Source organism: Bacillus sp. FSL K6-1218 (genome assembly GCF_038006445.1).
GTDB lineage: Bacteria > Bacillota > Bacilli > Bacillales > Bacillaceae_G > Bacillus_A > Bacillus_A thuringiensis_S.
In genome coordinates this window covers 5395288-5416401 of the sequence record NZ_JBBOVE010000001.1, presented here as the reverse complement: position 1 = coordinate 5416401, position 21114 = coordinate 5395288, and the positions used below count along the sequence as shown (strand labels likewise).

Below are 21114 nucleotides of genomic sequence, written 5' to 3'. Positions count from 1 at the left end.
CAAAGTGAAAAGTAGATGATTTATTTTAAGAGCTATTTAAAATCTTGTATGCAGGAGACTGAGTATGTTTCGAGATAATCGTACAAATGAATTAGTTATATTAAAGGAAATTGCAGAAACATTAAATACATCAAATGATACATATCATGTATTGCAAGCAGTGCTAGAAAAATTGCTCAGTGTAACAGGTTTAACGACAGGCTGGATTTTTCTCGCGGATGAAAATGGGAAGTATACGAAGGTGATCGATTACCAGTTACCAGAGGCACTTACATATGAAAATAAACGCCCGATGTGTGAAGGTGAGTGTTGGTGTTTACGCGGCTTCGTAGATGGGAAATTAGAGAGAGCCGTTAATATTATTGAATGTAAAAGAATTAATAATGCAATTGAATATAATTGGGGAGATACAGAAGGAATTCTTCATCATGCTACGGTTCCTTTAAAGGCTGGAGGAGAGAAATTTGGTGTTTTAAATGTAGCTAGCCCAGGTAAAACACATTTTTCGGAAGAAGAATTAGTATTGCTCCAATCAGTTGCTTTCCAAATCGGTACGGCTTTAAAGCGAACAAAATTATATGAAAATGAAAAGCGAAGAGCACATTATTATGTGAAGTTGGAGCGGTTTATTCAAGCTTTAAAAACGATTCATAAGTTTAATGTATTACCTGAAAAAGTGGTAAATCACGTAGGTGAAGTATTTCAGTGGAATCAAGTGGCGTTTTTTATTAGGGAAGAAATAGAGTTATCTTTGCGAGCTTCTTATGGGCAGGAAGAGTTACAAGAGGATGTAAAAGAAGCGGCAAAGAAGGCGTTAGAACAAGGTGAGCTAGCTCTATTAAAACATGTAAATGGAGTTGTTATTGCTACGCCAATACATATTCAAAATCATATATTTGGTGTTTTATGTGTTAGTTTAAATAATGGGGAATTTGATGTTAATACAATAGATATAATTCAAGCGTTATCGAATCACGTTTCATTAATAATAGAGAATCTAAGATTAAACGAACAGCGCCGTGAACTCGTACGAATGGAAGAAAGAAACCGATTAGCAAGGGATTTACATGATTCTGTTTCGCAAAAATTATTTTCATTAACCTTTATGACAAAAGGGGCTGAGGCAGTTTTAAAAGGTCAAAATGAAAAGGTTGACCAATCTTTGCATGAGATGCGTGAACTAGCGCAAGGAGCTTTAAAGGAAATGAGAACATTAATTTGGCAGCTTCGTCCGGCAGGGTTAGAAAAAGGTTTATTACCAGCTTTAAAGCAGTACGGTGAAAACTTGGGACTGAAAATTAGGGAACAAGTTACAGGTGTTCGTGATTTACCGCGTGTAGTAGAGGAAGCGCTATGGAGAATTGGACAAGAAGCTTTAAATAACGTAAGTAAACATGCGAATGTCAGAGAAGCAACGATTTATTTCAAAGTGACAGAGAAGAATGTATCATTAGAAATAGTCGATCAAGGAAAGGGCTTTGTAGAAAAGGATATAAAAGAGAAGAAATCACTCGGCATGACTACGATGCGTGAAAGAGTAGAATTAGTTGGTGGAACAATTAAAATTGTAAGTAGTAAGAAGCGAACGAGCGTAAAAGTAAAAGTACCATTATGATGTGAAAATGAGGGAAGTTTGTGAAAATAAAAGTATTGTTAGTCGATGATCATACAGTCGTTTTAAAAGGATTAGCATTTTTCTTAAGTACACAGGAAGATTTAGCGTTAGTTGGAGAAGCAAATAATGGGAAAGAAGCGTTAGTGAAAGTAGGGGAGACGAATCCAGATGTTGTATTAATGGATTTATATATGCCCGAAATGGATGGTGTCGAGGCGACGGCATGCATCAAAAAAGAATATCCGAATGTGAAAGTAATTGTATTAACTAGCTTTTCTGATCAGGCGCATGTTTTACCAGCGTTAAGGGCGGGGGCAAGTGGGTATATTTTAAAAGATGTAGAACCAGATCAGCTTGTTGAAGCTATTCGAAGCGCATATAAAGGGAATATTCAATTGCATCCGGATATAGCAAATACTCTTCTCTCTCAAACATTACCTGTGGAAGAAAAGGAAGAAGAACCTTTTCTTCAAGTGGGTGTGCTAACGGCGAGAGAAAATGAAGTGTTGCAACTATTAGCAAAAGGGATGAGCAATAAGGAAATTGCATCTGTTTTAGTTATTACAGAAAAGACAGTTAAGGCACATGTAAGTAGCATTTTGAGTAAATTAAATTTATCCGATCGTACGCAAGCGGCGTTATATGCAGTGAAAAATGGAATTGTATAAGACGAAAGTCGTAAGACCTAGTTCGCCTTTAGAAGGTGGACTTTTTTTATGGAAAAATACGTCTATGTGAGGACGAAATTGTCCTGATATAAAGATAAAATATGTTTGTAAGCAACAAAACAACAATTACAAGGGATACCTTTTTTGAAAGCATATAACAACATAAGAGTGAGTACTAGGAGGAAGAAATAATGGCAACAGTTTTATTCGTTAAAGCAAACAACCGTCCAGCGGAACAAGCAGTTAGTGTAAAATTATATGAGGCATTTTTAGCAAACTATAAAGAAGCACATCCAAATGATACAGTAGTAGAACTTGATTTATATAAAGAAGAATTACCATATGTAGGCGTAGACATGATCAATGGTACATTTAAGGCAGGTAAAGGATTTGATTTAACAGAAGAAGAGGCAAAAGCAGTAGCAGTAGCTGATAAGTACTTAAATCAATTTCTAGAAGCTGATAAAGTTGTTTTCGGCTTCCCATTATGGAACTTAACGATTCCAGCAGTACTACACACATATATTGATTATTTAAACCGTGCTGGTAAAACGTTTAAATATACGCCTGAAGGTCCAGTTGGTCTAATTGGAGATAAGAAGATTGCATTATTAAACGCGCGAGGCGGCGTATATTCTGAAGGTCCAGCAGCTGAGGTAGAAATGGCTGTTAAATATGTAGCAAGTATGATGGGCTTCTTCGGTGCAACAAACATGGAAACAGTAGTTATCGAAGGACATAATCAATTCCCAGACAAAGCAGAAGAAATTATTACTGCAGGTCTTGAAGAAGCTGCTAAAGTAGCAAGCAAATTTTAATTGAAATTATAATCGTCACTCGAAAAAACAGCATTAACATGTAAACGTTAATGCTGTTTTTTATATTTTTAGTTCATCAGCAAGTTTTTCTAATGTATTTCGATCTTGTATATAATATGTTCGGCCTTCTTTTTTTAAATAATTTTGTTGGCAAAATTGGTTTAATACATATAAAAGATGACGATAGCTGACGTTTAAGTATTCTGCAGCCTCAGTATGCTTTTCTATATAACAATTATTTTGCTCTGTTAATAAAATAAAAGCAGCTAATCGATTTTCGAAAGGATAACTATAGTTTTTTGCGTAATTTTCAGTGCGAGTAATTGTCTTTTCTCCAATAAATTTGCATAAGTGCTGTAAAAACGTTGCATCTTGTAATAAAAGTTGCTGACAATCTTTAAGAGGAAGTGCCAAACACATACAATCTTCTAGTACTTCAACGGACTTAGTAATATTTTCTACTCCTATTAATCCTAATTCCCCGATAAAAGATGGTGCTTGAATAAAGTTAATTAATGAAACCTTCCCGTTTTGATGACTCATATATATTTTTGCTTTCCCAGAAATTAAGTAATAGAGATAAGGGAGAGCATTTCCTTCGCTACATATCATCTCTTTCGTTTGAAAAGAATGTAGCTCTACATATGGCAAGACATGAAATGAAAATAGGGTATGGAATTGATGGATTTGCATGTATTGATAAATTTCTTCCTCATTTTTGCTGATTTTCATATTTTCACCCCCATGTATAGTATGAGATATCTCCTATTATCTTTACAAGAAGGAATGATACGATTTATGTAAATTTGTTTTTGTAGAAAAGAGAGTGTGATGAATTTATGAAAAAATATAAAACATTGTTATTTGATGTAGATGATACATTACTAGATTTCCAAAAGGCTGAAAAAGTGGCTTTACGGGTGCTTTTTGAAGAGAAGGGAATTCCTTTAACAGACGAGATAGAGGCTCGTTATAAAAAAATAAATAAAGGTCTTTGGGATGCTTTTGAAAAAGGTGAACTATCACGTAATGAAGTTGTAAATACACGATTTTCTCTGTTGTTTAAAGAGTATGGAGAAGAAGTAGACGGTATATTATTCGAAAATAATTATCGTAGCTACTTAGAAGAAGGAAATCAACTCATGCAAGGTGCGTTTGAATTTATAAAACAAATTCAAGGGGAGTATGAGTTGTATATAGTGACAAATGGTGTTTCTAAGACGCAAGATAAACGTTTGCGTAATGCAGGGTTACATTCATTATTTAAAGATGTTTTTATTTCGGAAGATACAGGTTTTCAAAAGCCGATGAAAGAGTATTTTGATTATGTTTTTGAACGGATTCCTAACTTTGCACCTGAAGAAGGGCTGATTATTGGGGATTCATTAAGTGCCGATATTAAAGGTGGATATGTAGCAGGAATTGATACTTGTTGGTTTAATCCAGAAAGGAAATTAAATGATAGTGGGATTATACCGACATATGAAGTGCATAATTTTGAAGAATTATACGCTCTATTAAAACAGTTTGTTTAATGAAAATAGATGATTGGGGTTTATTTTACATGAATCATTTTTTCTAAAGGTCTTTTTCAAGTTAGTATGGAATATATTTCTTTTGTTTCTTTATATGAAATTGTTAACATTTATTTTAGAACATTCAGAAAAACTGTTTGACATTAGGAAATTATTGCTATAAAATCAACGGTAATTGCATAGTCTTATCAAGAAAAGGTGGAGGGACAGGCCCGATGAAACCTTGGCAACAGCCGTATAACGGAATTGTGCCAAATCCTGCAGGTAGTAATCCTGAGAGATAAGAAAGAGCCTTTAGAGCGTGTTTTCAAACTGCTCCTTTCTTGTTTTCAGGAAGGGGGCAGTTTTTTATTTTGTATAAAAGAAAGGAGAATGAGAGATGGGAGAATCATGGGGAAAAGGAACGATTTGTGTGCAAGGTGGCTATACGCCAAAGAATGGTGAACCACGTGTTTTACCACTTTATCAAAGCACAACGTATAAATACGATACTTCGGATGATTTAGCAGCTCTATTTAACTTAGAGGCAGAAGGATATATTTATACGCGTATTGGAAACCCTACTCTAGCCGCATTTGAGCAGAAGTTATCAGATTTAGAAGGCGGTGTAGGAGCTGTTGCAACGGCTTCTGGGCAAGCAGCTATTATGCTCGCAGTTTTAAATATTTGTAGTAGTGGGGATCATTTACTTTGCTCTTCAACTGTTTACGGGGGAACGTTTAATTTATTTGGGGTGAGTTTACGTAAGCTTGGCATTGATGTTACGTTCTTTAATCCAAATTTAACGGCAGATGAAATTACGGCACTTGCTAACGATAAGACGAAACTTATCTATGCAGAATCATTAGGAAATCCAGCGATGAATGTTTTAAATTTCAAAGAATTTTCAGCTGCCGCTAAAGAATTAGAGGTACCTTTTATCGTTGATAATACATTAGCAACTCCTTATTTATGCCAAGCGTTTGAATATGGGGCAAATATTATTGTTCATTCTACGACTAAATATATCGATGGGCATGCGAGCTCTTTAGGCGGTATTGTAATTGACGGTGGAAACTTTGATTGGACAAATGGAAAATATCCTGAGCTTGTTGAACCAGATCCAAGTTATCACGGTGTAAGTTACGTTCAAAACTTTGGTGCAGCAGCATATATTGTGAAAGCACGTGTTCAACTATTAAGAGATTATGGAAATTGTATGAGCCCATTCAATGCATATATTAGCAATATTGGCTTAGAGACTTTGCATTTACGAATGGAGCGTCATAGCGAAAATGCTCTGGCAGTTGCTAAGTGGCTTGCTAATCATGAACGTATTGAATGGGTGAATTATCCGGGATTAGATAGTAATGAAAATTACTCGTTAGCACAAAAGTATTTGAAAAAAGGCGCTAGTGGGGTTTTAACATTTGGTATTAAAGGGGGATTAGAAGCAGCAAAAGAATTTATCGCAAATGTAAAACTAGCAACTCTTGTAACACACGTAGCTGATGCACGAACTTGCGTTATACATCCCGCTAGTACGACGCATAGACAATTAAATGCTGAAGATCAGCGTCTAGCTGGTGTTACATCTGATTTAATTCGTTTATCGGTTGGTATAGAAGATGTTTCTGATATTATTGCAGATTTGGAAGCAGCTCTAGTTGGAGGCAAAACACATGCCGATCATAATTGATAAAGATTTACCGGCTCGCAAAGTGTTGCAAAAAGAAAATATTTTTGTAATGACGAAGGAGCGAGCAGAAACACAAGATATACGCGCTTTGAAAATTGCTATATTAAATTTAATGCCAACGAAGCAAGATACAGAGGCACAATTACTTCGCTTAATTGGAAACACACCGTTGCAATTAGATGTTCATTTACTTCATATGGAATCACATCTGTCTCGTAATGTAGCGCAGAACCATTTAACGAGCTTTTATAAAACGTTTCGTGATATTGAAAATGAAAAATTTGATGGGCTCATTATTACAGGAGCACCAGTTGAAACTCTTTCTTTTGAAGAAGTAGATTATTGGGAAGAGCTTAAACGTATTATGGAGTATTCAAAAACGAATGTAACATCTACGCTCCATATTTGCTGGGGGGCACAGGCTGGTTTGTACTATCATTATGGTGTTCCAAAGTATCCCCTTAAGGAAAAAATGTTCGGTGTATTTGAACATGAGGTTTGCGAGCAACATGTGAAATTGTTACAAGGATTTGATGAATTGTTTTTTGCTCCGCATTCTCGTCATACAGAAGTACGAGAGAATGATATTAGAGAAGTGAAAGAATTAACATTGTTAGCAAACTCTGAAGAAGCAGGTGTTCACCTTGTTATTGGGCCAGAAGGAAGGCAAGTTTTTGCCCTTGGACATAGCGAATATAGTTGTGAGACGTTAAAACAAGAATACGAACGAGATCGTGACAAGGGATTAAATATTGATGTGCCAAAAAACTATTTTAAACATAATAATCCAGATGAAAAGCCGCTTGTTAGGTGGAGGAGTCATGGTAATTTATTGTTTTCTAATTGGTTGAATTATTACGTGTATCAAGAAACCCCTTATATATTGTAAAGAAAGATTGTGTAACACGTGGCAACGTTTTCCTTGTAAAGATTAACTTATATTTTTCCGAATGTTCAAAATACATTGTTTTTCAGATTTTTTACTCATATAATTTCATCTAAACACAATTTTTGAGGGGTGGACAGTACTATGAAAGAAATTCAAGTTGGGTTATTAGGTCTTGGGACAGTTGGCAGTGGTGTGGTTCGTATTATTACGGATCATCAAGAACGACTCATACACCAAGTAGGTTGTCCAGTTAAGGTAACGAAAGTATTAGTGCAAAACATTGAGAAAGAGAGAGAGGTAGAGGTACCTTCTACTCTATTAACACAAGATGCAAATGAAATTTTAGATAATCCAAATATTGATGTTGTCATCGAAGTGATGGGTGGCATTGATGATGCAAAATCATATATTTTACAAGCTTTAAAAAGCGGAAAGCATGTTGTAACTGCAAATAAAGACTTAATGGCATTACATGGAGCTGAATTATTAGCGACAGCAAAAGATAATAAGGCTGATTTATTCTATGAGGCGAGTGTGGCAGGAGGAATTCCAATTTTACGCAGTATTGTAGAAGGACTTTCTTCAGATCTTATTACGAAAGTAATGGGAATTGTAAATGGAACGACAAATTTTATTTTGACGAAAATGTCAGACGAAGGGAGAGCATATAACGACGTGTTAAAAGAAGCCCAACAACTTGGATTTGCAGAAGCAGATCCAACATCAGACGTAGAAGGTTTAGATGCAGCAAGAAAAATGACGATTTTAGCTACTCTCGGTTTCTCTACAAATGTAGAGCTTGGAGATGTGAAAGTAAAAGGGATTACCTCTATTACAGAGGAAGATATTGAATACAGTAAGAGCTTAGGTTATACAATTAAATTAATCGGTCTTGCAAAACGAGATGGTGAAAAATTGGAGGTTACAGTTGAACCAACTTTACTTCCAAATACACATCCTCTTGCGGCAGTACAAAATGAATATAACGCTGTGTATGTGTACGGTGAAGCAGTTGGAGAAACGATGTTTTATGGACCAGGCGCAGGAAGTTTACCGACAGCGACAGCTGTTGTTTCGGATTTAGTTGCTGTAATGCAAAATATTAGATTAGGGGTAACAGGAAATAGTGCAGTAGTCCCACAATATCAAAAAGTATTAAAAGAGCCAGACGAAATTGTCGTGAAAAAGTTTTTAAGACTTCATGTAAAAGACGAAATTGGTGTATTTGCAAAAATTACTTCACTGTTCTCTGAGCGTGGCGTTAGCTTTGAAAAGATTATTCAAATGCCGCTTGAAGAGAAAGGAAAGGCTGAAATTGTAATTGTAACGCATCGTGCGTCTCTTGCTGATTATGATTATATTCTACATACGTTGCAAGGGTATGAAGAAATCGATTGTTTGAAAGCGAACTATCGAATTGAAGGGGATGCTAAGTAGTATCTCTTACCATAAAACAGAAAGAGCCTATTAAGCAGCTTGCTTAATAGGCTCTTTTCTATTTAAAATCTGCGTACCAACTTGAATAAATGCTTGGATAATCCAGCCTGTTGTAAAGGATAAGATGATTGTTCCAAAATAGATAGGTCCATCTAATAAAAAGCTTAACGTTAAAAATAAAAAGGCTAATGAAATCTCTGTTCTTCTAAACGTCCATTTTTTCTTTTCAGCAACCGTTAAAACGAAAGCTTCTTGAGGCGCTGCGCAAAGGTTTGTAGAGACGTAAAGACCAATTCCAGCTCCAACGAATAGATTTCCGCAAATAAGTGTTATATATTTTGGAAGAGAGCGGATAGCGTCCATAATAGTTGTAATGGAACCAATCCAATCAACAAAAAGAGAAATAAGAACCATCGTTACAATTGTACCGATTGTAATTTGTTTTTTATTCCAAAAGAGTACGATAAGTGTAAAGGCAAAGTTAATCATGAAAATCCAAAAACCAATACTTATCCCAAAATTTTGATATAGTGCAATAAAGAAGGAATCATAAGGACTAAGTCCAAAGGAAGTAATTGTTGTCATCATATTAATACCGATGGCAAGAATGAGTAAACCGCCAATGAAAAATATATATTCTAATTTGAATCGAAGCATAGTTGTATATCCTTTCTAAATGTATTTGCTAGGAAAGGATATATTGTGGAAAGCTTACCAGGTCAAGGGAGAATTTTTGTGAGAAGGGGAAAATGAGATGACAAATATAAGAAAGATTGCTGAACTTGCTGGAGTATCTGTTTCAACTGTTTCACGTGTACTAAATAATCATCCGTACGTAAATGAACAGAAACGAAAAGAAATTTTAGCAATTATAGAAGAATTAAATTACACGCAAAACGTGAATGCAATTCATTTAGTGAAAGGAAAAACGAATGTAATTGGCGTTTTATTGCCACACGTAAATGATCAATATTATAGTGCTATTATCGAGGGGATATCAAAAGAAACAGCAAAGAATAATTATAATATGATGCTTTGCCAGACAAATTATAGCGAAGAAAGAGAACTAGAAATTTTAAATATGTTAAAAATGAAAAAGCTTGATGGGGTTATTATTTGTTCTCGGACAAATAGTAAGGAGAAGCTTGAAGAATATACGAAATTCGGCCCGATTGTTATGTGTGAAGAAATAGATTCAAAATGCATTTCAAGTGTCCATATTGATTACTACAAAGTATTTTCACGTGGGATGAAAAGCTTAATAGATGCCGGTCATACAAGTATTGGATATTGTATTGGAAGAAGTAATAGCGTTAATAGCCAAAGACGAAAGAAGGCGTATGAAGATTCGCTTCAACAGAGTATCGTAACACCGTTAGAGACCTGGAAATTTGAGGGGTGTTTTACAGTGGAAGATGGACGCAATGTAATTAGAGAATGGGCTCATATGTCAGTAAAACCGACGGCGTTCCTTGTATCTTGTAACCATATTGCAGCGGGGATGGTTACAGAAGCAAACAAACAAGGAATTCGTATTCCAGAGGATATTACGATTATTGGGTGTGATGATCAAGAGGTGGCAGATATATTGGGTATAACGACGATTTCGCATTCTAGTAAAAACGTTGGAGTGAAAGCATTTGAATTATTATATGAAAAGATTAATGAAGAGAAATTAGATGTGAAGCATATAGAGTTATTACCAGAGTTAGTAGATAGAGAAACGACATAATTGAGAAGGTGTGAAAATCGCTTTTCAAAATTTCGTTTGGTATAATTATGGACAATCTATGAGGGCTAAAAGGGGTTTTGATATGAGATCAAAAGTAGTAAAAGTAATTCTACTCATTACAATTGCATCTTTCTGTGTATTTGCATATGGCTTTGTTTCAGGTGTAAATGATGTATTAAATCCGAAAGCTTCAAATTTAATTAAAAAGACCGATGTAGTGGCGAAAGAGAAAAAGAAAACAGGAACGTTACAAATCGTTAGTTTAGGTGATTCATTAACGCGTGGCGTTGGTGATAAAGAAGGAATTGGCTATGTTGGGCGAATGAAAGAGGATTTACAAAAAGATTATAAGCAAAAAATTGCATTAACAAATTTAGCAGTTAGTGGTGCAAAAATGCCCGATTTATTAAAACAAATTGAAAGTAGTGGCGCTCAATATTCAATTAAGCAAGCAGATGTAATCGTGTTAACGATTGGTGGGAATGATTTGTTCCCAGGCTGGGAATCGCTTGGGAAAATAGATTTAGAGACGTATCGTCCTGATACAGAAACATTTCAAAATGAAGCAAAGAAAATTATAGAAGAAATTCGTAAATTAAATACAGATAGTCCGATTTTTTGGCTTGGTTTATACAATCCTTTTGAAGATGTAGAAGATTTAAAAGGGTCTTCAAACATTGTTGTGGACTGGAATGCATCTTTAGAGAAGCTAGCACTAAACGATAAAAATGTGTATATTACACCGACATTTGATTTATTCCAAAACCGTGGAAAAGATTTATTATACTCTGATCATTTTCATCCGAATGAAGTAGGTTATACGTATATGGCAGAACGTTTAGTTCAAAATGTTGTAAGTAAATTAAAACTAGAACAAGGAGGGGTAAAATGACGACGATACTTTCCGTACGAGACTTGAAGAAGGTAATTGGAAAGAAGACTCTTGTAGAGAATATTTCCTTTGATGTAAAGCAAGGAGAAGTGTTCGGGTTCCTAGGACCAAATGGCGCTGGAAAGACGACTACCATTCGAATGTTAGTCGGATTAATTAAGGCAACAGAAGGTACAATTTCTATCGGTGGTTATTCGATTAAGGACAATTTCAGAGAAGCGATGCGTCAAATTGGTAGTATCGTTGAAAACCCAGAGTTGTATACATATTTAACGGGATGGGAAAATTTAAAGCAATTTGCTCGTATGTTAGGTGATATATCAGATGAACGTATTATTGAAATTGCTAAAATGGTTCATTTGGATGAAAGAATTCATGACAAGGTAAAAACGTACTCACTTGGTATGAAACAGCGCCTTGGAATTGCGCAGGCGCTCCTTGGGAATCCTAAATTACTTATATTAGATGAGCCAACGAATGGTTTAGATCCAGCTGGGATTAGAGAACTTAGGGAATTTATACATAAGCTTGTGAAAGAAGAAAATATGAGCGTGTTTATTTCAAGTCACTTGCTAAGTGAAGTGCAAATGATATGCGATCGCGTTGCTATTATTCATAAAGGAAAGATGATAACAGTTGCCAAGGTTGAAGAATTAATTAAAACAGCAAGTGATCGTGTAGAATGGATTGTTACACCAATTTCTAAGGCGAAAGATATGCTAGAAGCGGCCGAAGCAGTAAGAGAAGTGAGTGTAGAAGGCGAGCGATTATTATGCCGCATGGATATTGCATCTATAAGTAGTTGGAATAAACACTTTGTAGAAAATGAAATAGATGTACATAGCGTTAAGGAGCTTGTATTTACGCTAGAAGATTTATTTATTGAACTCACAAGGGGTGAGCAGCATGCGTGAATTTGCGAATCTAGTTTTAAATGAATCAGAAAAGATTTACCGTAAGAAACGTATTTTTGTTGTCATGCTTATTTTAGCAATCTTGATCCCGCTTTTTGTGTATGCGCAGTATCGTGAAATAGAAACGACACAAAAAAGACTCGGTACAACTGATTGGAAGGTTTCATTGCAACAGCAAATTGTTGATTCTCAGAATCGGTTGAACAATTCTAGATTGCCAGAAGAATGGCGTGATTGGTTAAAGGTAAGAGTTGAGCAACAACAATATTATTTAGATCATGATATTAACCCGATGGCGCCGGGTGCACCGACTTTTGTCAGAGCATTTATTGAACAAGGAATTACATTGTTTATTCCGCTTCTCGTAATGATTGTCGCCATTGATATCGTTTCAGGAGAACGAAGTGATGGGACGATGAAGATGTTACTTACGCGGCCGATTCGGCGCTGGAAAATACTCCTTAGTAAATACGTGACGATGTTATTTTTCATTTCGCTCATACTGTTTCTTGTAGGTTTGTTTGCTTACATATTATCAGGGCTTGTATTTGGGTACTCGGGATGGAATTTACCTGTTTTAACAGGATTCGTCATTGATAAGGAAACGTTAAATACGAACTTTGTGCATCTTATTCCGCAGTGGCAATACATCTTAATGGCTTATGGACTAGCCTGGTTTGTTGCTATCGTTGTCGGAACTATATCATTTATGGTCTCTGTTTTAATTCGTAATACACCAGCTGGTATGGGCGTTATGCTAGCTGCATTAATTGCAGGTGGTATCTTAAGCTCATTCGCAACATCTTGGGAAGGCGCGAAATATATTTTTAGCGTGAATTTATCATTAACGGATTATTTATCAGGAAAATTACCTGCATTACAAGGCTTATCAATGGGATTTTCTTTGATGAATTTAACTGTTTGGGCAGTTGTTTCTCTTATTATTTCGTTCTTAGTATTTACAAAACAGGATATGTTGAATTAATTGGAAAGGAAGTGAAAGCATGAAAAATGTTTTAAAAAATGATTGGGGACCATTATTGGCACCAGAATTCGAGAAAGAGTATTATCTTACTCTATCCAGTTTTTTGACAGAAGAATACAGCACGCATGTTGTTTATCCGAAGGTAGAAGATATTTTTAACGCTCTTCAGTATACAAGTTATGAAAATACAAAGGTTGTTATTTTAGGACAAGATCCGTATCATGGACCGAATCAAGCGCATGGTTTAAGCTTTTCTGTACAACCTGGTGTTAAAACACCACCATCATTGTTAAACATGTATAAGGAGCTTCGAGATGAATATGGTTATGAAATTCCGAATAACGGTTATTTAGTAAAATGGGCGGAGCAAGGAGTATTACTACTAAATACCGTATTAACAGTTCGTCAAAGTGAAGCAAATTCTCATAAGGGAAAAGGATGGGAGCACTTCACAGATCGTGTGATTCAACTGTTGAATGAACGTGAAAAGCCAGTTATTTTCATATTGTGGGGGCGCCATGCGCAGGCGAAGAAGAAGTTAATTACGAATCCGAATCATCATATTATCGAGTCTGTACATCCAAGTCCATTATCGGCAAGACGTGGTTTCTTTGGTAGTAAGCCATACTCTAAAGTAAATACGATTTTAGCTAATATGGGCGAAAGAGAAATTGATTGGGAAATTCCAAATTTATAAATAGAAAAGGTAGTTAACAGTCGTTAACTACCTTTTTATTATTATTGCTCGTTCTTTAATTTTGCATCTAGTACAAAAGTACCGAATGGGATAACTGATGAAACGAATGCTCCAAGTGCCCATAAAATTGATTTACGGTGTACGATTGTTACTTGAATTACTGCAAAGATGAATAGAATAAATAGAACACCATGAGCCATGCCTGTAATTTTAACAGCTGTTGCAAATCCTGCGAAATATTTCAATGGCATTGCTACAAATAATAGTAATAGGAAAGAAATACCCTCAACTAGTCCAATTGCTCTTAATCGTCCGATTGGTGTAGATAACATAAAGTAGCCTCCTTTAACGTATGCTTGTATATAGTAAATTTGTATTCTTTTTCAAAATAAAATAGTCTATTTTGTTTCATTATATACAAAAAGAAAGTTTACACTACGAGAATAGTGCAAAGTTCAAAATATAGTCACAAAAGCATGAGAATTTAAATAAAAACCTATTTGAAGTATTTGACTTCAAATAGGTTTTGTGAATGAAAATATTAAACAAGTACATCCGTTTTTAAAACGAATTTCTCTACAACTTTTGCAACACCATCGTTCATATTTGTATCTGTTACGTAGTTTGCAATTTCTTTAATATCATCAGGTGCATTGCCCATTGCAACGCCAAGACCAGCAAATTCAATCATTGCTTGGTCGTTATAGCTATCGCCCATTGCGATAATTTCTTCACGCTTAATGCCAAGCTTTTGAATCAGTTTGTTTAAGCTCGTTCCTTTTGTAACACCGGCTTCGGTAAATTCTAAGAAGAATGGTTTCGAACGCATCACGCTTAATTGGCCTTCTAGTTGTTTTTGTAGTTTCTTTTCAACTTCAACAAGGCGTTCAGCTTCTTTATTCATTAATACTTTTACTACAGGCTCTTTAACTGCGGCTTTAAAGTCATCTACTACAACAATTGGCATACCAGTAATATCGCCCTCAATTTCAGTATAAGGATTATTTTCTTCCGTTACGATATCATCGCCCATATAAGTATGAATCCATACATCTTCAGTTTTACTAATTTCAAATAGATTGTGAACGATTTCAGGAGATAGCGTACTACTAAAGATTTCTTCGTTTGTTTTACAGTTAATAATTTTTGCGCCATTAAAAGATAGAATGAAACTGCCGTATTCTTCTAAACGAAGTTCTTTGGCTACATTGCGCATACCAAATGTTGGACGTCCAGAAGCAAGTACAACCTTTATCCCTTGCTCTTGTGCAGTCATTAATGCTTCTTTCGTACGAGGTGAAATAGTATGGTCATCACGTAATAAAGTATCATCTAAATCTAAAACAATCATTTTATAAGTCATATAGAGAATTCCTTTCTTTAATTGAAATCAAAATACATGTTCATGAAAATGTTGAGGAATAATAGTAAGACATCAAACCTCTTTGAAAAGAAGTAGATAAATTATTATGAGTGTGTTGCTCATAATATCGGTTAATAATCATTGGGGATGGATAAAACCCCAATGATTAAAGTTTGATTTTATCGTAACAACTCTAAAGGTAGAGTGCAATAATGGAAGTTTTCCAATTTACGATATTTGTTTTGCTGTGGAACGAGAAAATAGTATTTCTAGCAAGATTGCCATTACAGATCCAAGAACGAGACCGTTACTTAAAAACGATGCTAGAAATGGTGGAAGTGTGGAATATGCTCCTGCTGGAACAAACATAACTCCGACTCCTGTAAAGATTGAAAGACCGGCTACTTTAAATAATCGTTCTTTATCCTGGACAGTTTCGTATTCTCGAAAGGCGAGGCCGATCATGCTTGCGAATACAGGATAAATAGCGGCATAACCAACTGCAACAGGGATTGCTGCAAAGAATGAAGTGATCTTTGGAAATATACTAACGACAATAATAAAGCTTGACCCTAATATAAACGGGAGACGTTTATAAATATTAGTCGTTGCAATAAAACCTGCTGATCCAGAAATAGCGACAGGCCCAATAGCTGAAAACAGGCCGCCTAGCAATTGGTTGATTCCTGTTATAATGCCAGCTTGTTTAAAACGATCTGATGCCGCATTTTTTTCATATTTAGAGACAACCTTTTGAACAACGCGAATACTTGCTAACATATTTGTTAGAAGTAAGAGTGTAACGAAAATAACCGTAATTACCATGTTCCATTCAACACGAGGCATTCCGAAAACAAATAAGGATGGAAAACGGATTATGTCTGTCACTGGTGTTATTGGATTAGATAATCCGAAGTATGCGAATAATATCCAGCCGAATACGATACTGAAAAGAACAGAATATTGTCCAATAATAGGTAGCTTCATGATGAAAAAGGATAGTAAAATAACAATGAGTGAAAGAATAAATACGTTAGGTTGTACTTCTGTATGTTTTCCATCAAGGCCAAACATTCCCTTTAAGAAGGAGCCACTAAGCTGCGCGACAAGAAGAAATAAATATGTTCCAATGACTGTCGGTGTAAAATAGCGAACGAGTTTATCAATAAGTCCAAAAACGCTAAGAATAATACAAATAATACCGCTTAATAAGAAAGCATATTGAAGAACTTTAAGTGTCTCATTGTTTGATCCAAATAATACGACGCCTAAACTTGCGTAAAGGGAGAAAATTCCCCACCAAAGGCCAGCAGGACCTTCTTGAATAGGAAGTTTATGCCCAAATATAGCTTGCAAGAGACCAGCAAAGCCTAGAACAAATAATGTTCTTTGTACGAATGCGATAGCTTCAGCGCCATCAAGACCATAACTAGTTGCGACACTAATTGGTACAATAAGGCTTCCAGCTAAAATAAATAGTGCCCATTGTAAGGCGGAAAGAAATGTCTTCATTATATCAACCTCTTTCATAGATTCCGTATCTAGTATATACGTATTTTATTTCCACTGGCAAAGATTGTAGATAGAGAAAAGAGTTGAAATACGGTATGAATGCACGTAAGCAATTATGGATAGCAGTTATATGTATGACTTTTGTTGTAATTCTAGGAACGATAGGATTTATGACAATTGAAGAGATTAGTTTGTTTCAAGCATTTTGGATGACGGTGATTACTGTATTGACTGTTGGATACGGAGATGCTGTTCCTGTAACGCAAGCGGGGAAAGTATTTGCGCTCCTTATTATTCCTGTTGGCGTAGGTATTGTTACGTATGCAATTGGGGTAGTGGCAGCTATGATTATTGAAGGGAATTTATTTCGTGCAGTGCGGAGGAAGAAGATGGATAAACAAATAGCGCAGTTGAAAAATCATATTATAGTATGTGGTTGCGGTAGAGTGGGGCTTCAAGTTGTACATGAATTGCAAGAAAAGAAAATTCCATTTGTTGTTGTCGATAAAGATGAAAGTGTATTAGAGAAGGGAAAGCTTTTGTATATACATGGAGATGCGACGGAGGATCAAGTTTTACATCATGCTGGAATTTCAAAAGCGGCTGGTTTAGTTGCTATCGTAGCAAATGATGCTGAAAATGTATTTATTACATTAACAGCAAGAGGATTAAACGATGCAATTAAAATTGTGGCGAGATCTGAAAAGCCAGAAACTGAAGAGAAATTAAGGCGTGCGGGTGCAAATAAAGTTATTAATCCATCCAGTATGGCAGGAATACATATTGCAAAAGGTATTGCGAATCCATTAACAGTTCATTATATTGATACAGTGCTGTATGGGATAGAACAGTCATTTGTCATTGAAGAAATTTTAGTTGGAAAAGATTCAATATTAGTTGGTAAATCGTTACTAGAGAGTGATGTGAGGAATCAGTTTGATGTAACGATATTAGCGATTTTGAGAAATGGGGATATTATACATAATCCAACGGGGCAGGAAAAACTGCAAGAACATGATATGATAATAGTATTTGGTTTAGTAGAGAAGCTGAAGCAATTTGAGAAAGAACTACAAAGTACGAGGTGATAAGGAATGCAAATATCGAGCGATAAGATTTTAAATAAAATGGCGAATGAAATTGCAAAGGCAAAAAGTAGTGAAGGACAAAAATCAAAAGATCATTTATTAGTTGTGCGTGCTTTATGCGATTTACTATTAGATGAACAGGTTGAATCTTCTACGTATAGGGAGCCGCAAATTCAATCGCAAGTAATTGGATCGCAGCCTATAAAGACAGTTCAACCAGTTATGCCAGTTTCTGGAGAACCTGTGTATATTAAAGAAGAAGGTGCAAATGGTAATTCTTTATTTGATTTTTAAGGATTAAATCGTTTGGCTTATATGAAAAAATTGCTTATGATAAAAGTAAAAAAGGGGAATTAAGATGAAAATTTTCTTTTTACTAGGTTGTATTGCAGCGGGGCTATCTGTTGCGTTAGGAGCCTTTGGAGCACACGGTTTAGAAAATAAAATTTCTGCGAAAATGTTAGAAGTTTGGAAAACAGGTGTTACATATCAAATGTTTCATGCAGGTGGACTATTCGTAGTTGCTTTATTGATGGATAAGGTTCAATCATCACTTTTAACTACTGCTGGTTGGCTTATGGTAGCTGGGATTATTATGTTTTCAGGCAGTTTGTATGCATTAAGTACGACAGGTATTAAGTTCTTTGGACCAATTACACCTCTTGGTGGCGTAGCGTTTATTGTAGCATGGATTTTAGTCGGAACTGCAGTTGTAAAAGGTTTATAAAAAAACAAAAGCTGGCATATGCCAGCTTTTTTTATGGTCTTGGAGCATAAGTTGCTTGTTGACTAGGTAAGTACGTAATTTCTTCGGGGAATTCCACATAATCTAAGTAAATCATTAATAGTAAATAACGTTTCCCTGATTGTGGCTCACTAATTACAATATGATCACGACCAGCCGCTTCAATAATACCTGTATACGATTGTGTACCGAGTGAACTACCACGTTCATACGTCATTACAACTGTGGCTTGCTTGCCCTTGTTCAAGCGGAGAATATTTTCAATATACGACTGTTCTAATGGTAACATGCCTTGAGAAACAGCATATTGAGCTTGCGCAGCTTGTTGTTGCATCGCTTGCTGTTGCTGTTGTTGTGGGGTCGTTTGTTGCGGTTGTACATAAGTTCCAGATGGTTGATAAAATCCAGTTCCGTAATACGGGTTTTGTTGCTGTGCCATTCAAAAATCCCTCCTTATTATCAATCCTTAATAAACGCTAGGACAATCTTCGCCAGATGGCTGGAAGAAGCAGTGCTTTTTGAAGCGACCAGAGTTTTGTTGATTATACCAAGTTGATGGACAAGGGCCTTCAGGTCTAAAAAACCATAAGGCAAAATTTGCAGGCCAAAAGCGTTGTCCCTGAATCGTTCGCCTTGCTAAAGCAATATCTTGTTCCCTTGCACGTTGATAAAAATATCCTTTTTGCGTTGCCTCAAAACCACCAGGGTTTTGATAAACCATTTGACGTAAATTACGTATTTTTTTAAAATCTAAACAATTTCCGCGGACACGATTTACCCCAACGTTTCCGACCATCAACATCCCCTGTTGACCTTCTCCTTCAGCTTCAGCACGCATCAGTCTAGCTAATAACTTTACATCTTCTTCGTTATACGCGATAACGCCCATTATGTGTCACCTCTCTTTTTGGAATCCCTTGTGGAAAGAGGTTTATCCCGCATTAACGGGCAGTAAGACTCCCACCTTAAAATTGGGCTGGAGCAAAGAAGGTGGGTGGGAGATCAAACTGCCCGTAAAAGCCCGATTGGTTCAACTAATAATCAGTGGGGATGAACAAAACCCCCACTGATTAAAGTTTCACTTTATCTCTAGATGAAGTGTGTAACAATTACTAGTTCATACGTATGAGGAAAAGGACTCAGATATGACAACCAAACGAAGTTTTACATGGAGAGAAGAAAATAAAAAAAGCTAGCGTGAGCTAGCTTTTCATCATTATTAAAATACTTTAGACCATAAGTTTGAGAAGAAATCTCCAATAGAGCGCATTGTTAGCATAAACCAATTTGCTTTTTCAACTTCCCCTGTCGTTTTTGCAGTAGCTTTCATACTTTTACTACCGTCTAAGAAACCATATTTATCAGTTGATTCTAAAGTAATTGAGCCTACTTTGGTATCTTTCTTAACAGGAGCAACTAAATGTCCATCTTCAGCAAGGGATTTATCTAATTCAGTCCCAATTTTATAAGGCTCTTTGCTACCTTTTTTCGCAATTACTGTTATTTCTTTTTCGGGTGCAACAGTTACTTGGTCTTCTTTCCCTTTTACTACAGAGATTGTATTGTTTTTAATAACTTTTAATTTTTGTTTTTCAAAGTTATTAAATCCATATTCGATTAATTCACGAGATTCTGTGAAGCGTTCATCCATTGATTTTGTTTTAATAATAACCGAGATAAGACGAACATCACCACGTTTCGCTGTAATAGTGAACCCATATCCAGCGGTATCAGAACTACCAGTTTTTAAACCGTCCGTTCCATCATAAGAGAAGGCAGCGCCTGGTAACATCCAGTTCCAGTTTTCCATACGAATCGGTTTTGGATGATTGTCTGGGAAGTTTCTAAATCTTTGTTTTGTATCCTCTAGCATTTCTGGATACTTTGTAATAATCGTTTTTGCAAGAATACCCATACCGCGAGCTGACATGGAGTTTTCTCCAGTCGGATCTGTTCCTTCAGGATGTTTTCCTTTTAAGTCAGCATTATTTAACCCGGTAGAGTTTACAAATTTATATTTCTTTAATCCTAGCTTTTTAGCATGTTCATTTACAAGATTTAAGAAGTTTTTCTCACTTCCTGCAAGAAGTTCTGCTAAAGCGATACTAGATCCATTTGCAGAGAATATAACAATAGAATGATATAATTCTTTTACAGTATATTGACGTCCTTTTTCGAACGGTACATTAGAGAATTCATTATTACGAGAGACTTCATAAGCGTAATCAGAAATATTTACTTTCGTATCCCATGTGATTTTTCCTTCTTTAATTGCTTCTAAAACAGCGTAAACAACAATTAATTTTGACATACTAGCAATAGCTAGCAATTCATCTGGATTTTGCTCGTGAAGTATTTTTCCTGTATCTGCATCAAATAAAAGTGCAGCAGCTGCCTCAATATGTATTTTTTCTTCTGCATGGGATGTTGTTACTCCTAAGGAAGAAATTGACAATACAAACAATAGTAAAATAGACAAGATTTTTTTCATATAGATTATCACCTTCGCATCGTTATTTAGCATATAGCTCGTATCATTTTAGCAT

Annotated in this window: 23 protein-coding genes and 1 riboswitch; of the genes, 15 read left to right on the top strand and 8 right to left on the bottom strand. The window is 35.7% G+C overall.

All coding sequences use genetic code 11. The features are described from left to right. Positions 1–64 precede the first annotated feature (64 nt). From MHI26_RS27815 to MHI26_RS27805, 3 genes are all read left to right on the top strand, one after another. The gene (locus MHI26_RS27815) at positions 65–1615 is read left to right on the top strand and encodes a GAF domain-containing sensor histidine kinase (protein ID WP_000488151.1); all 1551 of its coding nucleotides are present in this window, start codon (positions 65–67) and stop codon (positions 1613–1615) included. Between the two features lie 20 nt (positions 1616–1635). Beyond that, positions 1636–2283, top strand: a complete 648-nt coding sequence (locus MHI26_RS27810; RefSeq protein ID WP_000695793.1) for a response regulator — start codon at positions 1636–1638, stop codon at positions 2281–2283. Positions 2284–2474: 191 nt separating this feature from the next. Next, entirely contained in the window at positions 2475–3101 is a 627-nt protein-coding gene (locus MHI26_RS27805; protein WP_000246726.1) for an FMN-dependent NADH-azoreductase, read from the top strand. Positions 3102–3161: 60 nt separating this feature from the next. Here MHI26_RS27805 and MHI26_RS27800 read toward each other — a convergent pair whose 3' ends face one another. Continuing rightward, a complete protein-coding gene (locus MHI26_RS27800; protein WP_061667929.1) occupies positions 3162–3833 on the bottom strand; it encodes a transcriptional regulator YeiL in 672 nt (223 codons plus the stop codon). A gap of 107 nt (positions 3834–3940) precedes the next feature. On the opposite strand from MHI26_RS27800, the gene MHI26_RS27795 reads away from it, so the two are divergent. From MHI26_RS27795 to MHI26_RS27780, 4 genes are all read left to right on the top strand, one after another. Continuing rightward, a complete protein-coding gene (locus MHI26_RS27795; RefSeq protein ID WP_061667928.1) occupies positions 3941–4636 on the top strand; it encodes a YjjG family noncanonical pyrimidine nucleotidase in 696 nt (231 codons plus the stop codon). A 182-nt stretch (positions 4637–4818) separates the two neighbouring features. Then, positions 4819–4923: riboswitch (SAM riboswitch) on the top strand. A 92-nt stretch (positions 4924–5015) separates the two neighbouring features. Continuing rightward, on the top strand, positions 5016–6314 hold the full coding sequence (locus MHI26_RS27790) for a bifunctional O-acetylhomoserine aminocarboxypropyltransferase/cysteine synthase (RefSeq protein ID WP_000504786.1): 1299 nt from the start codon (positions 5016–5018) through the stop codon (positions 6312–6314). Beyond that, positions 6298–7203 carry a homoserine O-acetyltransferase MetA gene (gene metA / locus MHI26_RS27785; RefSeq protein WP_001121532.1) on the top strand — a complete coding sequence of 302 codons (906 nt, stop codon included), beginning with the start codon at positions 6298–6300 and terminating at the stop codon, positions 7201–7203. Before MHI26_RS27790 ends, metA begins: the two co-directional genes overlap by 17 nt. A gap of 141 nt (positions 7204–7344) precedes the next feature. Beyond that, on the top strand, positions 7345–8640 hold the full coding sequence (locus MHI26_RS27780; protein WP_000659109.1) for a homoserine dehydrogenase: 1296 nt from the start codon (positions 7345–7347) through the stop codon (positions 8638–8640). Between the two features lie 30 nt (positions 8641–8670). On the opposite strand, the gene MHI26_RS27775 is transcribed toward MHI26_RS27780, so the two are convergent. Next, positions 8671–9297, bottom strand: a complete 627-nt coding sequence (locus MHI26_RS27775) for a YczE/YyaS/YitT family protein (protein ID WP_000943411.1) — start codon at positions 9295–9297, stop codon at positions 8671–8673. A gap of 97 nt (positions 9298–9394) precedes the next feature. Between MHI26_RS27775 and MHI26_RS27770 the strand changes: the two genes are divergently transcribed. From MHI26_RS27770 to MHI26_RS27750, 5 genes are read left to right on the top strand one after another with little or no spacing between them, the layout of a single operon-like run. After that, positions 9395–10372 (top strand): LacI family DNA-binding transcriptional regulator, encoded by a 978-nt coding sequence (locus tag MHI26_RS27770; protein WP_061667927.1) that lies wholly within the window; start codon positions 9395–9397, stop codon positions 10370–10372. 10 nt (positions 10373–10382) lie between these two features. After that, a complete protein-coding gene (locus MHI26_RS27765) occupies positions 10383–11264 on the top strand; it encodes an SGNH/GDSL hydrolase family protein (protein WP_116365991.1) in 882 nt (293 codons plus the stop codon). Continuing rightward, the gene (locus tag MHI26_RS27760; RefSeq protein ID WP_061667925.1) at positions 11261–12178 is read left to right on the top strand and encodes an ABC transporter ATP-binding protein; all 918 of its coding nucleotides are present in this window, start codon (positions 11261–11263) and stop codon (positions 12176–12178) included. Before MHI26_RS27765 ends, MHI26_RS27760 begins: the two co-directional genes overlap by 4 nt. After that, positions 12171–13163: an ABC transporter permease subunit gene (locus MHI26_RS27755; RefSeq protein WP_001206475.1), complete on the top strand. Its 993-nt coding sequence runs from the start codon at positions 12171–12173 to the stop codon at positions 13161–13163. Before MHI26_RS27760 ends, MHI26_RS27755 begins: the two co-directional genes overlap by 8 nt. Before the next feature lie 19 nt (positions 13164–13182). Next, a complete protein-coding gene (locus MHI26_RS27750) occupies positions 13183–13860 on the top strand; it encodes a uracil-DNA glycosylase (RefSeq protein WP_000800193.1) in 678 nt (225 codons plus the stop codon). 41 nt (positions 13861–13901) lie between these two features. Here MHI26_RS27750 and MHI26_RS27745 read toward each other — a convergent pair whose 3' ends face one another. From MHI26_RS27745 to MHI26_RS27735, 3 genes are all read right to left on the bottom strand, one after another. Next, on the bottom strand, positions 13902–14192 hold the full coding sequence (locus MHI26_RS27745; protein ID WP_000953395.1) for a DUF3817 domain-containing protein: 291 nt from the start codon (positions 14190–14192) through the stop codon (positions 13902–13904). A gap of 209 nt (positions 14193–14401) precedes the next feature. Beyond that, on the bottom strand, positions 14402–15223 hold the full coding sequence (locus MHI26_RS27740; protein ID WP_061667924.1) for a Cof-type HAD-IIB family hydrolase: 822 nt from the start codon (positions 15221–15223) through the stop codon (positions 14402–14404). Between the two features lie 228 nt (positions 15224–15451). Beyond that, positions 15452–16735, bottom strand: a complete 1284-nt coding sequence (locus tag MHI26_RS27735; RefSeq protein WP_061667923.1) for a purine/pyrimidine permease — start codon at positions 16733–16735, stop codon at positions 15452–15454. A 95-nt stretch (positions 16736–16830) separates the two neighbouring features. On the opposite strand from MHI26_RS27735, the gene MHI26_RS27730 reads away from it, so the two are divergent. From MHI26_RS27730 to MHI26_RS27720, 3 genes are all read left to right on the top strand, one after another. After that, positions 16831–17823 (top strand): potassium channel family protein, encoded by a 993-nt coding sequence (locus MHI26_RS27730; protein ID WP_061667922.1) that lies wholly within the window; start codon positions 16831–16833, stop codon positions 17821–17823. Positions 17824–17829: 6 nt separating this feature from the next. Then, positions 17830–18117 (top strand): YwdI family protein, encoded by a 288-nt coding sequence (locus MHI26_RS27725; RefSeq protein ID WP_001167339.1) that lies wholly within the window; start codon positions 17830–17832, stop codon positions 18115–18117. 64 nt (positions 18118–18181) lie between these two features. After that, positions 18182–18550: a DUF423 domain-containing protein gene (locus MHI26_RS27720; protein ID WP_000688315.1), complete on the top strand. Its 369-nt coding sequence runs from the start codon at positions 18182–18184 to the stop codon at positions 18548–18550. 31 nt (positions 18551–18581) lie between these two features. Here MHI26_RS27720 and gerQ read toward each other — a convergent pair whose 3' ends face one another. The 3 genes from gerQ to MHI26_RS27705 form a co-directional block, all read right to left on the bottom strand. Further along, positions 18582–19007, bottom strand: a complete 426-nt coding sequence (gerQ, locus tag MHI26_RS27715) for a spore coat protein GerQ (RefSeq protein ID WP_061667921.1) — start codon at positions 19005–19007, stop codon at positions 18582–18584. Between the two features lie 27 nt (positions 19008–19034). After that, entirely contained in the window at positions 19035–19457 is a 423-nt protein-coding gene (cwlJ, locus tag MHI26_RS27710; protein WP_000538161.1) for a cell wall hydrolase CwlJ, read from the bottom strand. A 330-nt stretch (positions 19458–19787) separates the two neighbouring features. Beyond that, complete coding sequence (locus MHI26_RS27705) at positions 19788–21059, bottom strand: serine hydrolase (protein ID WP_061667920.1); 1272 nt, start codon at positions 21057–21059, stop codon at positions 19788–19790. Positions 21060–21114: the final 55 nt, after the last annotated feature.

What these genes read in the sequence shown, in the direction of transcription:
- MHI26_RS27790 (WP_000504786.1), top strand. Translation starts at nt 5,016, where the DNA reads ATGGGAGAATCATGGGGAAAAGGAACGATTTGTGTGCAAGGTGGCTAT.
- MHI26_RS27760 (WP_061667925.1), top strand. Translation starts at nt 11,261, where the DNA reads ATGACGACGATACTTTCCGTACGAGACTTGAAGAAGGTAATTGGAAAG.
- MHI26_RS27800 (WP_061667929.1), bottom strand. Translation starts at nt 3,833, where the DNA reads ATGAAAATCAGCAAAAATGAGGAAGAAATTTATCAATACATGCAAATC.
- cwlJ (WP_000538161.1), bottom strand. Translation starts at nt 19,457, where the DNA reads ATGGGCGTTATCGCGTATAACGAAGAAGATGTAAAGTTATTAGCTAGA.
- MHI26_RS27750 (WP_000800193.1), top strand. Translation starts at nt 13,183, where the DNA reads ATGAAAAATGTTTTAAAAAATGATTGGGGACCATTATTGGCACCAGAA.
- MHI26_RS27795 (WP_061667928.1), top strand. Translation starts at nt 3,941, where the DNA reads ATGAAAAAATATAAAACATTGTTATTTGATGTAGATGATACATTACTA.
- MHI26_RS27780 (WP_000659109.1), top strand. Translation starts at nt 7,345, where the DNA reads ATGAAAGAAATTCAAGTTGGGTTATTAGGTCTTGGGACAGTTGGCAGT.
- MHI26_RS27745 (WP_000953395.1), bottom strand. Translation starts at nt 14,192, where the DNA reads ATGTTATCTACACCAATCGGACGATTAAGAGCAATTGGACTAGTTGAG.
- metA (WP_001121532.1), top strand. Translation starts at nt 6,298, where the DNA reads ATGCCGATCATAATTGATAAAGATTTACCGGCTCGCAAAGTGTTGCAA.
- MHI26_RS27805 (WP_000246726.1), top strand. Translation starts at nt 2,475, where the DNA reads ATGGCAACAGTTTTATTCGTTAAAGCAAACAACCGTCCAGCGGAACAA.
- MHI26_RS27725 (WP_001167339.1), top strand. Translation starts at nt 17,830, where the DNA reads ATGCAAATATCGAGCGATAAGATTTTAAATAAAATGGCGAATGAAATT.
- MHI26_RS27730 (WP_061667922.1), top strand. Translation starts at nt 16,831, where the DNA reads ATGAATGCACGTAAGCAATTATGGATAGCAGTTATATGTATGACTTTT.
- MHI26_RS27775 (WP_000943411.1), bottom strand. Translation starts at nt 9,297, where the DNA reads ATGCTTCGATTCAAATTAGAATATATATTTTTCATTGGCGGTTTACTC.
- MHI26_RS27755 (WP_001206475.1), top strand. Translation starts at nt 12,171, where the DNA reads ATGCGTGAATTTGCGAATCTAGTTTTAAATGAATCAGAAAAGATTTAC.
- MHI26_RS27720 (WP_000688315.1), top strand. Translation starts at nt 18,182, where the DNA reads ATGAAAATTTTCTTTTTACTAGGTTGTATTGCAGCGGGGCTATCTGTT.
- MHI26_RS27815 (WP_000488151.1), top strand. Translation starts at nt 65, where the DNA reads ATGTTTCGAGATAATCGTACAAATGAATTAGTTATATTAAAGGAAATT.
- gerQ (WP_061667921.1), bottom strand. Translation starts at nt 19,007, where the DNA reads ATGGCACAGCAACAAAACCCGTATTACGGAACTGGATTTTATCAACCA.
- MHI26_RS27770 (WP_061667927.1), top strand. Translation starts at nt 9,395, where the DNA reads ATGACAAATATAAGAAAGATTGCTGAACTTGCTGGAGTATCTGTTTCA.
- MHI26_RS27705 (WP_061667920.1), bottom strand. Translation starts at nt 21,059, where the DNA reads ATGAAAAAAATCTTGTCTATTTTACTATTGTTTGTATTGTCAATTTCT.
- MHI26_RS27735 (WP_061667923.1), bottom strand. Translation starts at nt 16,735, where the DNA reads ATGAAGACATTTCTTTCCGCCTTACAATGGGCACTATTTATTTTAGCT.
- MHI26_RS27740 (WP_061667924.1), bottom strand. Translation starts at nt 15,223, where the DNA reads ATGACTTATAAAATGATTGTTTTAGATTTAGATGATACTTTATTACGT.